The organism is Pararhizobium sp. IMCC3301, assembly GCF_030758315.1.
In the GTDB taxonomy this organism is placed as follows: Bacteria; Pseudomonadota; Alphaproteobacteria; order Rhizobiales.
The window spans coordinates 1,375,408-1,389,389 of sequence record NZ_CP132336.1 but is presented as its reverse complement, the minus strand read 5'-3'; the positions used below and the strand labels follow the sequence as shown (position 1 = coordinate 1,389,389).

12 protein-coding genes, 1 pseudogene and 1 riboswitch are annotated in these 13,982 nt (G+C 56.6%); of the genes and pseudogenes, 8 read left to right on the top strand and 5 right to left on the bottom strand.

All coding sequences use genetic code 11. The annotated features are described in order from the left end of the window. Positions 1-57: 57 nt before the first annotated feature. The 3 genes from serA (at position 58) to RAL88_RS06670 (ending at position 3,315) form a co-directional block, all read left to right on the top strand. The gene (gene serA / locus RAL88_RS06680; protein WP_306268178.1) at positions 58-1,659 is read left to right on the top strand and encodes a phosphoglycerate dehydrogenase; all 1,602 of its coding nucleotides are present in this window, start codon (positions 58-60) and stop codon (positions 1,657-1,659) included. Positions 1,660-1,733: 74 nt separating this feature from the next. Continuing rightward, positions 1,734-2,954 (top strand): ammonium transporter, encoded by a 1,221-nt coding sequence (locus RAL88_RS06675; RefSeq protein ID WP_306268177.1) that lies wholly within the window; start codon positions 1,734-1,736, stop codon positions 2,952-2,954. Between the two features lie 22 nt (positions 2,955-2,976). After that, positions 2,977-3,315, top strand: coding sequence for a P-II family nitrogen regulator (locus tag RAL88_RS06670; RefSeq protein WP_306268176.1), 339 nt, complete (start codon positions 2,977-2,979; stop codon positions 3,313-3,315). A 27-nt stretch (positions 3,316-3,342) separates the two neighbouring features. On the opposite strand, the gene RAL88_RS06665 is transcribed toward RAL88_RS06670, so the two are convergent. Then, on the bottom strand, positions 3,343-4,200 hold the full coding sequence (locus RAL88_RS06665) for a helix-turn-helix domain-containing protein (protein ID WP_306268175.1): 858 nt from the start codon (positions 4,198-4,200) through the stop codon (positions 3,343-3,345). A gap of 270 nt (positions 4,201-4,470) precedes the next feature. Between RAL88_RS06665 and RAL88_RS21695 the strand changes: the two are divergent. Further along, a pseudogene (locus RAL88_RS21695) lies at positions 4,471-5,118 on the top strand (fatty acid desaturase); the annotation flags it as partial. A 213-nt stretch (positions 5,119-5,331) separates the two neighbouring features. On the opposite strand, the gene RAL88_RS06655 reads toward RAL88_RS21695, so the two are convergent. Then, on the bottom strand, positions 5,332-6,252 hold the full coding sequence (locus tag RAL88_RS06655) for a DMT family transporter (protein WP_306268173.1): 921 nt from the start codon (positions 6,250-6,252) through the stop codon (positions 5,332-5,334). 317 nt (positions 6,253-6,569) lie between these two features. Between RAL88_RS06655 and RAL88_RS06650 the strand changes: the two genes are divergently transcribed. The 4 genes from RAL88_RS06650 (at position 6,570) to RAL88_RS06635 (ending at position 11,752) form a co-directional block, all read left to right on the top strand. Next, positions 6,570-7,859 carry an adenylosuccinate synthase gene (locus RAL88_RS06650; RefSeq protein ID WP_306268172.1) on the top strand — a complete coding sequence of 430 codons (1,290 nt, stop codon included), beginning with the start codon at positions 6,570-6,572 and terminating at the stop codon, positions 7,857-7,859. A gap of 47 nt (positions 7,860-7,906) precedes the next feature. Continuing rightward, the gene (locus RAL88_RS06645; protein ID WP_306268170.1) at positions 7,907-9,685 is read left to right on the top strand and encodes a hypothetical protein; all 1,779 of its coding nucleotides are present in this window, start codon (positions 7,907-7,909) and stop codon (positions 9,683-9,685) included. A gap of 80 nt (positions 9,686-9,765) precedes the next feature. Then, positions 9,766-9,909, top strand: a riboswitch (TPP riboswitch). A 20-nt stretch (positions 9,910-9,929) separates the two neighbouring features. Continuing rightward, the gene (locus RAL88_RS06640) at positions 9,930-10,805 is read left to right on the top strand and encodes an ABC transporter permease (protein WP_306268168.1); all 876 of its coding nucleotides are present in this window, start codon (positions 9,930-9,932) and stop codon (positions 10,803-10,805) included. A 14-nt stretch (positions 10,806-10,819) separates the two neighbouring features. After that, positions 10,820-11,752, top strand: a complete 933-nt coding sequence (locus tag RAL88_RS06635; protein WP_306268166.1) for an ABC transporter substrate-binding protein — start codon at positions 10,820-10,822, stop codon at positions 11,750-11,752. Here the strand turns inward: RAL88_RS06635 and RAL88_RS06630 are convergent, their stop codons facing one another. The 3 genes from RAL88_RS06630 to RAL88_RS06620 form a co-directional block, all read right to left on the bottom strand. After that, positions 11,753-12,298, bottom strand: a complete 546-nt coding sequence (locus RAL88_RS06630; RefSeq protein WP_306268164.1) for a thioredoxin family protein — start codon at positions 12,296-12,298, stop codon at positions 11,753-11,755. 104 nt (positions 12,299-12,402) lie between these two features. Then, positions 12,403-13,176, bottom strand: coding sequence for an MBL fold metallo-hydrolase (locus RAL88_RS06625; RefSeq protein WP_306268162.1), 774 nt, complete (start codon positions 13,174-13,176; stop codon positions 12,403-12,405). Between the two features lie 79 nt (positions 13,177-13,255). After that, positions 13,256-13,882 carry an HAD-IA family hydrolase gene (locus tag RAL88_RS06620; RefSeq protein WP_306268160.1) on the bottom strand — a complete coding sequence of 209 codons (627 nt, stop codon included), beginning with the start codon at positions 13,880-13,882 and terminating at the stop codon, positions 13,256-13,258. Between the last annotated feature and the right edge of the window lie 100 nt (positions 13,883-13,982).

Below are 13,982 nucleotides of genomic sequence, written 5' to 3'. Positions count from 1 at the left end.
CTGTTTTTTGGCCCGGTGCCCGCTGATGCGCACCGTTGATGCCTTCTGGAGACGAATATGACCAAGACAATGCCACGCGTTCTGATTTCCGATAAACTGTCGGCCACCGCTGTCCAGATTTTCAAGGATCGGGGCCTTGATGTCGATTTCCAGCCCGACCTTGGCAAGGACAAGGACAAGCTTGCCGCGATCATCGGCAATTACGAAGGGCTTGCGATCCGCTCTGCAACCAAGGTGACCGAAAAGATCATCGCTGCTGCCGGCAATCTGAAAGTCATCGGCCGCGCCGGTATCGGCGTCGACAATGTCGATATCGCTGCTGCCACGCAAAAGGGTATCATTGTGATGAATACGCCTTTCGGCAATTCCATCACCACCGCTGAACATGCCATTGCGATGATGTTTGCCGTGGCCCGTCAATTGCCTGAAGCCAATGCCTCGACCCAGGCAGGCAAGTGGGAAAAATCGAAATTCATGGGCGTTGAGCTGACGGCAAAAACCCTTGGTGTGATCGGCTGCGGAAATATCGGTTCAATTGCTGCGGATCGCGGCATCGGGCTGAAAATGCGGGTCATCGCATTTGATCCGTTCCTGTCGCCGGAACGCGCAATGGAACTGGGCGTGGAAAAAGTTGAACTGGATGAGTTGCTGAAGCGGGCGGATTTCATCACCCTGCACACGCCGCTGACCGACAAGACCCGCAACATCATCAATGCAGATGCCATTGCAAAAATGAAAAAGGGTGTGCGCATTATCAATTGCGCCCGCGGCGGACTGATTGATGAAGACGCTTTGGCAGCGGGTCTGAAATCGGGACAAGTCGGCGGTGCGGGCATTGATGTGTTTGCCACCGAACCTGCCAAGGACAGTGTGCTGTTTGATCTGCCGAATGTGGTGTGTACGCCACATCTGGGCGCGTCGACGACTGAGGCACAGGAAAATGTTGCCATTCAGGTGGCAGAACAAATGTCGGATTATTTGCTCAAGGGCGCTGTCACAAACGCCCTCAACATGCCCTCGATTTCGGCGGAAGAAGCGCCGCGTCTGACGCCTTTCGTCAAACTGGCGGAACTGCTGGGCTCGTTTGCCGGCCAACTCACCGAAACCGGGATTTCAGGTATTCGCCTCGAATATGAAGGCGATGTGGCGGAGATGAATGTGCGGGCACTGACGGCGGCAGCACTGACCGGGGTGCTGCAGCCGCAATTGCAGACCGTCAATATGGTTTCGGCACCGGCGATCGCCAAGGAACGCGGCATCCGGGTGGAAGAAGTGCGCCGCGCGCAGGAAGGCGTTTATGAAAACTATATCCGCCTGACGGTGATCACCGAGCGTCAGGAACGGTCCGTGGCCGGCACCGTGTTTGCCGATGGCAAGCCGCGTATCATTCAGATCAAAGGCATCAATATGGAGGCTGAACTGAAGCCGCGCATGCTGTATGTCACCAATAATGACAAGCCCGGCTTCATTGGCAAGATCGGAACCGTGCTCGGCGAGGCGGGTGTCAATATTGCCCATATGCAATTCGGCCGGGATTCAGAAGGCGGCAATGCCATTGCGCTGGTTGCGATCGATCAGGAGGTCAGCAAGGCGGCTATGGCCACCATCAATGCACTGGAGAATGTCCAGCAGGTCAAGCCGCTGAATTTCACGCTTTGACGGCATCGCCCCGGTAGCGCAGATTGACTGCATTGCCGGGGCGCAATATGCAACATGCAATTGCCTGAGCATTCATGGGGGGACTAATGAACGCTGCAGATACAGCCTGGATTCTAATGAGCACGGCCCTGGTCCTGCTCATGACATTGCCGGGCCTGGCGCTGTTTTACGGCGGCCTGGTTCAATCGAGAAACATCCTGTCGGTGCTGATGCAATGTATGGCGATTGCCTGCCTTGCCTCGGTACTCTGGCTGGCGGTGGCGTATTCTCTGGCCTTTGCAGAGGGCTCCAGCTGGCTTGGGGGGCTGCAGAAGGCGTTCCTCACCGGGATTGGCCGGGATACTGTGTTTCCCGGAACCGGACTGCCGGAAACTGTTTTCTTCAGCTTTCAGATGACCTTTGCCGTGATCACGCCAGCGCTGATGGTCGGTGCCTTTGTCGAGCGCATCAAGTTTTCCGCCGTCTTGCTGATCAGCGCAGCTTGGCTGCTGCTCGTCTATGCGCCGGTGGTGCACTGGGTCTGGGGTGGCGGCTGGCTGGCTGATCTGGGTGTCATGGATTTTGCCGGTGGCATTGTGGTTCATGTTACAGCCGGCTCGTCGGCAGCAGTGATTGCCGTCATTCTGGGTGCACGCGGCGGTTTTCCGAAAACCGTTCAGCCGCCTCATGCGCCATGGATGGTGATGGTTGGAGCGGCCCTGTTGTGGGTCGGCTGGTACGGCTTCAACGCAGGCAGTGCGCTGGGCGCAAATGCGGATGCCGGCATGGCCCTGCTGGTGACGCATATGTCTGCTGCAACGGCATCACTGGTCTGGATCGTGATTGAATGGATACGGTTCGGCAAACCATCCCTTGTCGGTATGGTGACAGGTACAATCGCCGGGCTTGCCACCGTCACGCCGGCATCCGGATTTGTCGGTCCGATGGCGGGTGTGTTACTGGGGCTTGTCGGCGGCGTGGTATGTTATATCGCTGTGGATCTGGTGAAGCACAGGTGGAAGATTGATGACTCGCTGGATGTTCTTGCCGTCCATGGTGTGGGCGGTGCGCTGGGCAGCCTGCTGGTGGCGTTTCTGGCCGGACTGCCGGGCGGCACCGGCCTTGGGGAAGCCAGTGCAGGCAGCCAGTTCGGCGTCCAGCTGCTGGGCGTTGGATCAGTGCTTGTCTGGTCGGTTATTGCGACTATCATCATTGTTTTGATCGTCAGGGCACTGGTAGGTCTGCGGGTCAACAAGGACGAAGAGATCGAAGGGCTTGATTTTTCCACCCATGGCGAAAGTGGATACAGGTTCTGAAGGCACAAGATCAGGAGTTTTTATGAAGTATGTCATTGCTATCATTCAGCCGCACAGGTTGGATCCTGTGCGTGAAGCGCTTTCGGAAATCGGGGTCAGCGGTCTGACCGTGACCGAGGTCAAGGGCTATGGACGTCAAAAGGGTCATACCGAGATCTATCGCGGTGCGGAATATGCGGTGCATTATCTGCCCAAGGTGAAGCTTGAGATTGCCGTGTCTGACGTGCACTGCGAGCGGGTCATGGAAGTGCTGGCCAATGAAGCGCGCACCGGCAATATTGGCGATGGCAAGATTTTTGTGCTGCCGCTGGAAAGCGCCTTGCGTATCCGCACCGGAGAAACCGGAGACAATGCGGTTTAAAAGATCGTCCGGTGCGGTTAAACCGCATCAGGCAGTAGTTTTCGTGGCGGCATTTCTCAATCCGGCCACATAAGTTGCAATGTCGTGCGGGTTGATTGCAGCCCGGCGGATCAAATCGTCAAAGTGACGAGTAAGGGCACGAATGTGCTCCGTGCTGTTGATCACCACATACATGTCGCCAATGTAAATCGCCGCCCGTTTCGGACCAAACACCGTATAGGGTGCCGAATATGCCATTCTCTGATCAAACAGAAACAGCCGGAAGGTGGGATAAAGCTCCTGCGCCAGTGTCTCGATCCGGAGCAATTGTTCCTCGCGGTCAAATTCGGTGAGATCAGCCCACATGCCGGTTCCCTGGGCCAGCGCCTCGAGGCGCTGAAATGGCATGCAGGCCTCCATATCGGTTTCCGGCATGCGGTTGTAATTCAGCCGGTTGATGGATTCCTTCAGCTGTTCGGCAATGCTCGGACCGGGGCGCATTCCCGAATACATCGCAATGGTCGCCGGAGTGCGTAGCACGTCGGGTATGGTGGCCGGCACATAGCGTATCTTGTAACCGGCAGCTTCCTTGTGCCAGCGGGCAAGACGGCTGTCATTTTCCTCATCGGCAATGCCTTCAATGGCAGTGGTATTCTCGATTTCCGTAGCAAGCGTTTCCGACTGGCTGAGGCCGAGCAGCCAGTCCAGGCTGACCTGATGGATTTCGGCGATGGCGCGCAGCGTTTCGGCGCGTGGCAGGCGGACAATGCGCGCCGACAAAAGCTGGCTGAGCGCGGAACGGTCAATTCCGATACCTCGCGCAAATTCCGCATGATTGCCTTCAAAACGCTGAATCAGCGTCAGCAGTCTTTCGCGGAAAATCTGCTCTAATGCGCGCTTGTCCATGTAAACTCTCAATCAATGTTGTTTAAACACAATCATAAATCTATTTGGTGCGCAAAAACAACATTTGCTGTGCATGGCCTCGTTGAGCAGGGGAAATAGTGCTGACACACTGCTGACATCCGACCGCTTCCCTCCACGACAGGATGTTTTGTGACTTCATTTTCAGACGCTATACTGTCCCGTGCATCAACAAGACGCAGCCGGAGCGTTGCCGAATGGCCGACCCTGGGATTACTGGCTCTGGTCTATTGTGGCTGGCTCGCGGCAGTGATGCTATTTGCCGTGGTGCCGGTATGGCTGCTGTTGCCCGCGCTGGTGTACCTGACCACTTTGCATGCCTCACTGCAGCACGAAGCGCTGCACGGCCATCCAACCCGTCATGCTCCGAGCAATGAAATTCTGGCAGGCTTGCCACTTGGGTTGTTTATACCTTACCGGCGCTTCAAACGGCTGCATTTGCGGCATCACTGCAATGAAAATCTGACCGACCCCTATGATGATCCGGAAAGCTTTTATCTGGCTCGTGGCGACTGGTCCCGGTTGACCGGCCCAATGCGCGTTCTGTTGCGTTTCAACAATACGCTGCTCGGACGCCTGATCATTGGGCCGGCGCTTGCCGTGACGGCATTTTACCGCAGTGAATGGGCGCGGCTTCACCGCGGGCGGGGCCAGGCGCGACGTATATTCTTGGCATGGGCGCTGCATTTTGCGGGTTTGGCAGTGGTCGTCGCAGCGTTGGTGTATTCGGGGTTTCCGCTCTGGCTTTATGGTCTTGGCGTTGCCTATCCGGCGATGTCGCTGCTGATGCTGCGTACTTATGCCGAACACCAGGCTTCGGAAACCGCCGATGCCCGGAGCGTTATAATTGAAGCCTCGCCGTTTTTTGCGTTGCTGTTTCTCAACAACAATCTGCATTTCGTGCATCATAAATTCCCGGCAGCCGCCTGGTACCAGCTTCCGGCGCTTTACCGCAGCGGTTTTGCGGGTGTTGGCGAACACGAAGGCTGCTACCGGATTTTCGGCTATGGCACGCTTTTCAGGCGGTATTTTTTGCGGCAGAAAGAAGCCGTTCCCCACCCTTACCGGCGCATTGCAGACACAGCACCTTATGCCGCGCCGAAGGTGCCAGGCTCAGCTCAGTACAGACCTGCGGTTGCGCTGGGCGGCGATCACTCCGATTACAATCAGGGCATAGCCGAAAGCGTGAAAAAGCGCCGGTTTTTCACCCAGAAACACAATTGCCATGATCGATCCGAACAACGGCATGAGGTGGAAAAACGGGCCGGCCCGATTGGCGCCGATCAACTCCACTCCGCGATTGAAACAGATGTATGCCAGCAGGCTTGCGAATAAAATGACATAGGCAAAGGCAGCCAGGTTCTGCAGTGACAGATCGGCCCGTGCACCGCTTTGCAGTTCCAGAAAAAAAGCCGGCAGCAACAGAACTGCGCCAAATACAATTGCAAACCAGAGAAAGCTGAGCCAGTGGATATCAGGCTTCTTTCGCAACATGGCGGAGTAAAATCCGTAAAACAGAAATGCCAGAAAAAACAGGATATCGCCGGCATTGAAGGCGAGTGACAGCAATGCCTGCAGTTGGCCGCGCGTGAGAATGGTCAACACTCCCAGCATGGAAACAAGTGTGCCGGCCAATTGGCGCCGGGTCAGAGCATCGCGAAACAGGACGAGTGACCAGAATCCGATGATCAGAGGTGCGGCAGACTGGATCAGCAGGCCGTTGATCGCCGTGGTGTATTGCAGACCCAGATAGGCAAGTGTGTTGTAGCTGGTGATCCCGGTGAAGGCCAACAGCAGCATCAGCGGCAAATGTCCCCGGACCCGGCCCCAGTCGCGCCGGACATGATGCCAGGCAAATGGCGTCAGCAGGAGGGCGGCTCCCATCCAGCGAATCTGCGCCAGCATCACCGGCGGGATTTCGCCGGCAACTGCCCGGCCGAGAACCACATTCCCCGACCAGCACAGCATGGTGATTGCCAGCAACAGAAAGGGTTGATTGAACCCCCAGTTGAGCGCCTTAGACAATCGTGACACAAGCAGACCTTCCATTGCGAACGAATTGGCATTCAGCCTCAATAGGGCCATAAAACACGCTAGCATTCACTCCAGTATTTTGAGTGGCAGTTTTGTGCAAGCCGCACAACCGGCCCTGCCGGAATCGGCAACCAAACCTGGATGTGCGCGCCGGACCTGCAACAAGTCAGGCGCGGTGGAGGAAAGTTGAAAGAATTTTGCTCTGAACAGGTGTTTCGCTGTCGGAAAATTTGCCAAGGCGCTTGGAATTGCGTATGCGCTGGAGCGCTGGGGCGCTGACTCCGGAAATTTTCAGATTTTAGAACGGGGCTTCAAATATGGCCAATGTGGTTGTCGTCGGCTCGCAATGGGGTGACGAAGGCAAGGGCAAAATTGTGGACTGGCTGTCGGAGCGTGCTGATCTGGTCGTGCGTTTCCAGGGCGGCCATAATGCCGGTCATACACTTGTCATAAACGGGGTCACCTACAAGCTCAGCCTGCTGCCCTCGGGCCTGGTTCGGGGCAAATTGTCGGTGATCGGAAATGGTGTGGTGATTGATCCGCACGCGCTAGTCGCCGAGATTGAACGGTTGCGGGCACAGGGTATTGTCATTGATCGCACTGTGTTGCGGATTGCCGATAATGCGACCTTGATCCTGTCGCTGCATCGCGAGCTTGATGCCGTGCGCGAAAATTCCAACACCGGAACCAAAATCGGCACCACCAAGCGGGGCATCGGCCCGGCCTATGAAGACAAGGTTGGCCGCCGTGCGATCCGGGTGATGGATCTGGCCAATCTGAAAACGCTGCCGGAAAAAATCGAGCGTCTGCTGAGCCATCACAATCCGTTGCGGCGCGGGCTGGGATATGATGAAATCGATCCGAAGACCTTGTTCGATGAACTGGATGCAGTTGCCGATCAGGTCCTGCCCTATATGGATACGGTTTGGAAGCTGCTGGATGATGAACGCCGCGCCGGCAAGCGAATCCTGTTTGAGGGCGCTCAGGGTGCGCTGCTGGATATTGACCACGGCACGTATCCCTTTGTGACATCCTCCAATACGACCGCCGGGCAGGCTGCCACTGGAAGTGGTCTTGGACCTGGTGCGATCGGTTATGTTCTGGGCATCACCAAAGCCTATACAACGCGGGTCGGCGAGGGGCCTTTTCCCACAGAGCAGTTGAATGAAACCGGCGAATATCTGGGAGAGCATGGCCATGAATGGGGCACCGTAACGGGCCGCAAACGGCGCTGCGGCTGGTTCGATGCGGTGCTGGTACGGCAGACTGTGTGTACCAGCGGCATGAATGGCATTGCGCTGACCAAGCTTGATGTTCTGGACGGGCTGGAAGAAATCAAGATATGTACCGGTTACAGACTTGATGGAGAAATGATCGACCATCTGCCCGCATCGCAGGGCGGGCAACGCCGCATCGAACCGATCTATGAGAGTTTTGAGGGCTGGAACGCCACGACAGCGGGTGCAACCAGCTGGGCTGAACTGCCGGCCCAGGCAATAAAATATGTTCGCAGGGTCGAGGAATTAATTGGCGCGCCGGTGGCACTGCTGTCAACCAGTCCGGAACGGGATCACACAATTCTTGTGCACGACCCGTTTCATGATTAATGTTCTGACAACTGCCGGGCGAGAACTATTGGATAAAGTGTAAGCGTATGGCTGATTTTTATAAAGTGTTGAGAAAAACGATTGAAGCACTTCCCGTGGCAACGGGTCAGGCGCGACGATCTGTCTATGATCGTGCCAGGACCGCGATAAGCCGGCAACTTGATGCCATGGACCCGGCTCTGCCGCCATCAGAAGTGTCGCGTCAGCGGCTTGAACTGGAAGACAGTATCCGTGTCGTTGAAGAGGATTATGTTTCCGGGAAGATCATCACCAACTCCGAGCGTGAAAACACGGCACGGCTGGCGCATCAGGAGGAGGAAGAGGCAAGCTTCCGGGCTCATCGTTCCTCGCGCCAAGTTCAGGATGAAGCCGAGAATATGCGGCGCTCGGCCAGCACGCCGGTTGCTGCCGATTTGCCTAATCCGTCCGAAGTTGCTCCTCAGCCGCGGCTGAGGTCCGAGCCAGTAGCTGCTCCGGTTGCTGGGGCTGAACCGGCTGCGGCGTCTGTGGCAGCGTTTGATGCTGCAGTTGCTTCCGCGCGTTCGCTGGGCGATGCTCCTTCCAGAGCAACATCCGCCCTGCGCGAGCCGGTGCGGCCGAAAGCAGAGTCGGCAATGCGCGAAACGGCACGCGCTCAGTCCGCCGAACCGGCACCTGAACGGGGCCAGCGCCCCGGACTTTCCCGGCGCAGCAGCCGCGACGAGTATTATGATGCCCCGGCGCTGGATGATCCATATATGGATGACGTTGCAGATGTCGCGGATGATCAGGACGATTATTTCGATGAAGAGCAAATGCAGCGCGAGCGTGCACAACCGCGCAATAACCGTTCTGGTCGTAGCGGGCGCAATGGACGCCGTGGAGAAGAAAGCGGCCGTGGTGGGGGCGGGCGCGAACGCGCTTACTCAGATGATTACTATGACGACGATCAGGACCGGGTGGTTGTCCGTCGGCGGCGCCGGGTCTGGCCATGGCTGCTGTTGATTTTCCTTATTGGACTGGGAGCCGCTGGCTGGTGGGCCTATCAAAACCAGGACACGGTGATGGCCAATTTCGAGAGCTGGCTCGACTATGGCAATGATGATGTCAATCCGCTGAAGCCGGCGATTGGCGAAAGTTCATCGGGCGATGGGCCACGACGGGTCAATGCCAATGATGCGGCAAATGGTGCAGCGCCGACAGTGGCTGCACCGGCCGAGTCGGTCAAAAATGACGGCCGCATCATCGATGATTCGGGGCAGATGAACCCGAATATCGAACGCGGCGACGTCAGCGCTGCAGTTGGCGAAGGTGTGCTGCCACAACGCGCCATCCTGTATGAAGAAGGGGCTACTGCGGATGAATCCCAGGCTGTCGGAGGCGGCACGACGTGGAGCTTGCGGGAAGAAGGCGGATCGCCTGTGATCGTGGGCCGTGTTGAAGTGCCGCAACGCAGACTGACCCTTGATATCATTATCCGCAAGAATGACGATCCATCGATGTCATCAGCCAGCCACCTCGTTGAAATTTCATATCAGGCTCCGCCCAGACAGGTTGGCGGTGGAATCGATGATATTCCGGCACTGTTGTTGAAATCCAGCGAAGAGGCGCAGGGCGAATTGCTGGCATCGGCCGGTGTCAAAGTGTCTGATACCCTGTTCTGGCTGGCGCTCTCTGCGACACCTGAGAATATTGCCAAAAACCTTGATCTGCTGCGCAAAGGCTCGTGGTTTGATCTGCCGGTTCGTTACAAAAATAACAAGCGGGCCATCATCACGCTGGAAAAAGGCCGCGAGGGTGACGTTGTATTTTCCCAGGCGCTGGACGCCTGGGAACAGGGCAACTAGACCCTATAATATGTGCCGTGCCTGCGGTTATGCCAACGCGGTCAAATGACTGGACATTGATAAGATGTCCATTAGACTGAATTTGTTTCGAGGGGTGTCCCGGCGTTAACGGGGCTGAGATGGAAGCAGGCTGTTGTTCCAAAGATGGAACGGGAGCACGCGTTTCCGGACCCTTTGAACCTGATCCGGATCATGCCGGCGAAGGGACGAAAAGCGCTGATGTCTGTTATGCGCACCTTTCCGCATGGTCCTCAACCTTGATGGGCCGAGCCGCGTGACGCGCCAGTTTTTCAATTTCAAAGTGAGGCAGACCGGCGTAAAGACCGGCGTGCAGGCTTGGGCTCAAAATGCCTTCGCGCGGCTGCTACGGGCCATCGCAATTGCAATTGTGCTGGTGGCGGCGTGGCAGGCAATCGTGTCTGTGTTTGATCTGCCGCCGTTTGTGCTGCCCGGGCCGTTCCAGGTCATGGCAAGTCTTTACAACAATTTTTCCTATCTGCTTGGCCACGCCGCCATTACGGCAAGTGAAATTCTCATAGGTCTAGTGCTCGGCCTTGTGCTGGGCGTTGTGACCGGTCTTGGCATGGCACTGTCTGCTTCCGCTGCGCGGCTGGTATTTCCGGTAGTGCTGGCAACCCAGGCGTTGCCGGTATTTGCCATCGCTCCGCTGCTGGTGCTGTGGTTCGGTTTTGGCCTGGCCTCCAAGATCATCATGGCAACACTGATTATCTATTTTCCCATCACCTCAGCGTTTTTCGATGGTCTGCGGCGCACGGACCCCGATTTGCTGGATCTGGGGCGAATTGCCGGGGCAAGCCCGCTGCAGAGCCTGCTCCATTTGCGGCTGCCATCCGCGTTGCCCTCGCTGTCCTCGGGCCTGCGTGTTGGTGCCAGTCTGGCGCCAATCGGCGCCGTTGTTGGCGAGTGGGTCGGGTCTTCCGCCGGTCTTGGATTTGTCATGCTGCACGCCAATGGGCGGATGCAGACAGATCTGATGTTTGCGGCGCTTTTCATACTTGCGGTGTTCGTTGTGGTGTTGCGCATCGGAACCGATCAACTGACACGGCGGCTGGTTTTCTGGATGCCGGAAAATCAACCAGGCGTTTTTACCTCCACCTGAACAGGATATGTCTCATGCGTTTTTTTCTCAGTGTTTTTATTGTTCTTGCCGGCATTGCCAGTGCGCAGGCTCAGGAAAAGTTGACCGTACTGCTCGACTGGTTCGTCAATCCGGATCATGCACCGCTGATCATTGCCCAGGAACTCGGACTGTTTGCGCGCGAAGGGCTGGATGTGACTTTAGTCGCCCCGGCTGATCCCTCAGCGCCGCCAAGGCTGGTGGCGGCCGGGCAGGGCGATATTGCAATTTCCTATCAGCCCAGCCTGCATCTGCAGATCAAGGAAGGACTGCCGGTGGCCTGGATCGGGACATTGGTGGAAACACCGCTGAATGCCCTGGTGGTGCTGGCAGACGGTCCCATCCAGTCGCTGTCGGATCTGAAGGGCAAAAAGGTCGGCTTTTCGGTCGGTGGCTTTGAAGATGCACTGCTCGGGGCGATGCTTCAGGGTGTCGGGCTCAGCCTTGATGATGTGGAATTGGTGAATGTGAATTTCTCCCTGTCACCTTCGCTGATCAGCGGCAATGTCGATGCGGTCATCGGTGCGTTTCGCAATTTTGAACTGAATCAAATGGATCTGGTTGAGCGGCCGGGCAGAGCGTTTTATCCCGAAGAACACGGTGTGCCGGTCTATGATGAACTGATCCTGATTGCCCATATGGACAAGACTGGCGATCCGCGTTTCCGCAAATTTATGAATGCTGTGGAGGCGGCCACGATCTATCTGACCAACCATCCGGAGGAGGCGCTGGCGCTGTTCGTCAAGGCCTATCCCGAGTTGGATGATGAGCTGAACCGCAGGGCCTGGTTCGATACGCTGCCGCGCTTTGCCAAGCGTCCGCTTGCGTTCGACAAGGCACGCTATGAACGCTTTGCAGCCTTCATGAAAGAGCGCGGCCTGATTGATGAAGTGCCGGATATGGCACGCATTGCCAGACCGCTGAACTGATCAGCGCCATTTGATGGAACACCCCATCGATGGCATTTGCTGCTGCGGCCCGTTGCCGGTCTTTGCAATCTGACGCATGGCGTTCAGCAATTCCGGCGTGCGGTTGCCGGAGTTGCCCATGCCGGTATCATCAAGGCGGCCGCGATATTGCAGTTCCGACTTGTTGTTGAAGCCGAAGAAATCCGGTGTGCAGACAGCGTCATAAGCGCGGCCGACGCTCTGGTCCTGATCCACCAGATAGGGAAATGTGAAATTGTGTTTTTCTGCAAACAGCTTCATTTGGGCCGGGCTGTCGGCGGGAACATGGCGATAGTCATTTGACATGATCGCGAGCACGCCGACGCTCTCCTGTTGCAGGGTCCGCGCATCTGCAACAAGCCGGTCGATCACGGCAAGGACATAAGGGCAATGATTGCAAATGAAGGCAATCAACAGCCCGTTTCCGCCCATCGCATTCGTCAATGAGTGGCTCTTGCCATCAGGGTCGGAAAGCGTGAAGTCGGGTGCCTTCCAGCCGAAATCGCATAGTGGTGTATCCAGCAGCATCTCATCGCTCCATTGGCAGTCTGATTCAGTGACAGGTGGCGGGCGCACAGGTACAAGCGCCCGCCATCCGAGCTGTAGCGTTTACAAGGGCGTCGTGTCTCAAATCAGCTGTACCAGCCGCCCAGTCTGACCTCTGCCGCAGCGCCGACGAGTTTGGCAAAATTCTCCGGATTCTGTGTGCCGCCGTCGCGTCCGCGATAATGGTAGGGATAGACATATTTTGGCTTGAATTCGGCAACTGCCGATGCTGCGGCCTCTGCATCCATGGTGAAGGGAAGATTCATGCAGACGAAAGCCACATCAATGTTTTCCAGTGCCCGCATTTCCGGGATATCCTCGGTATCACCGGAAATATAGATCCGGAACCCTTCAAATCCGAGAACATAACCATTGTCGCGTCCCTTGGGATGAAACTGAAGCCGATCTTGCGTGGTGTTATAGGCCGGAATCGCGTCAATGCTGAGGCTTTCGTAAGTTGTCGCCTCGCCATTCGCGATCTGAGTGGCTCTGCCCTTCAGATCATCGCTCAGCATGGCATAGACCGCCGGGTTGGTTATCAACTTCGTGTCGTCGCCGGTGAGGGCGGCCAGCGTGTCCGGCTTGTAATGGTCACCATGTTCATGGGTCAGCAGAATGAGATCGGCCGGCAGCAAATCGGCATAGATGGACGGCTCGCCGACAGGGTCGCAATAGATCACACCGACCGGCGTTTCCATGACAAAGGAAGCGTGATTGACGGGATGCACAGTAATATCACCTGCATCGGTGGCAAAAGCATCACTGGAGTGGCTTGCAGCGCGTGCGGCGTATGGCAGCAAAGTAATACCTGCCACGACTATTGCCGAGCTGGACAGAAATTCACGACGGGTTTGGGTCACTTGGTTCTCCTTTGTACCTGACTAGATGGTAGCGCTTATGGGCACAACTTCAAGAGGAGAGCGGCATCGTACAACCGGGTTACAAATGAGCTTGCAATTCTGACAAGTGCTTCACCACGATCACCGCATCGGGCAGGGGCGGCGTTTCTGCATCGGGAAAATAGGCGAAGACCTGCATACCGGCGGCCAGTCCACCATGAATTCCCGGCAGGCTGTCCTCTACAACAGCACAATCAGCCGGATGCACGCCCAGTGTTCTGGCGGCGCTGAGAAAAAGCTCCGGATCAGGCTTCCAGGCCTGAACGTCATAGGCGCTGAACAGACGGTCGCCAAAATAGGGTTGCAGACCGGTCAGGGAAAGGCTGAGACGGATTTTCTCAGGCGGCCCATTGGAGGCGATGCAGATTTGTGAACTGACGGAGCGTACCAGATCGACAGCACCATCAATCGGCTGGAGCTTTTCCTGAAATGCGAGCGCGGTTTTCTGCCGCAAATCGGGAATAAAATTGTCTGGCAGTTTGCAGGCGAAATAGGCCTCGACCTCGGCAATGCTCTCAGCCATTTTTCCGCCGCGGAACCGCTCAACCGCTTGCTGAAGCGAGAAGATCAGGCCGTGTTCGGCGAGTACCTCCACCAGCACCTGATTGGCCAGAACCTCGCTGTCCACAAGCGTTCCGTCAAGGTCGAAGAGTGTGAGTTTGGGCAAAGTCATGTTCCGGGAATTACAGATTTGTCTTGTTGGGGCAGCGTCGTTGTAGCGGGCTCAAACAAAACCCGCGCAAGGAATCCGGCGCGGGTCAGTTATT

Excerpts from the sequence above, each read along its gene's own strand:
- RAL88_RS06640 (WP_306268168.1), top strand. The coding sequence starts at position 9,930 with ATGGTCCTCAACCTTGATGGGCCGAGCCGCGTGACGCGCCAGTTTTTC.
- RAL88_RS06650 (WP_306268172.1), top strand. The coding sequence starts at position 6,570 with ATGGCCAATGTGGTTGTCGTCGGCTCGCAATGGGGTGACGAAGGCAAG.
- RAL88_RS06635 (WP_306268166.1), top strand. The coding sequence starts at position 10,820 with ATGCGTTTTTTTCTCAGTGTTTTTATTGTTCTTGCCGGCATTGCCAGT.
- RAL88_RS06675 (WP_306268177.1), top strand. The coding sequence starts at position 1,734 with ATGGGGGGACTAATGAACGCTGCAGATACAGCCTGGATTCTAATGAGC.
- serA (WP_306268178.1), top strand. The coding sequence starts at position 58 with ATGACCAAGACAATGCCACGCGTTCTGATTTCCGATAAACTGTCGGCC.
- RAL88_RS06630 (WP_306268164.1), bottom strand. The coding sequence starts at position 12,298 with ATGCTGCTGGATACACCACTATGCGATTTCGGCTGGAAGGCACCCGAC.
- RAL88_RS06670 (WP_306268176.1), top strand. The coding sequence starts at position 2,977 with ATGAAGTATGTCATTGCTATCATTCAGCCGCACAGGTTGGATCCTGTG.
- RAL88_RS06645 (WP_306268170.1), top strand. The coding sequence starts at position 7,907 with ATGGCTGATTTTTATAAAGTGTTGAGAAAAACGATTGAAGCACTTCCC.
- RAL88_RS06665 (WP_306268175.1), bottom strand. The coding sequence starts at position 4,200 with ATGGACAAGCGCGCATTAGAGCAGATTTTCCGCGAAAGACTGCTGACG.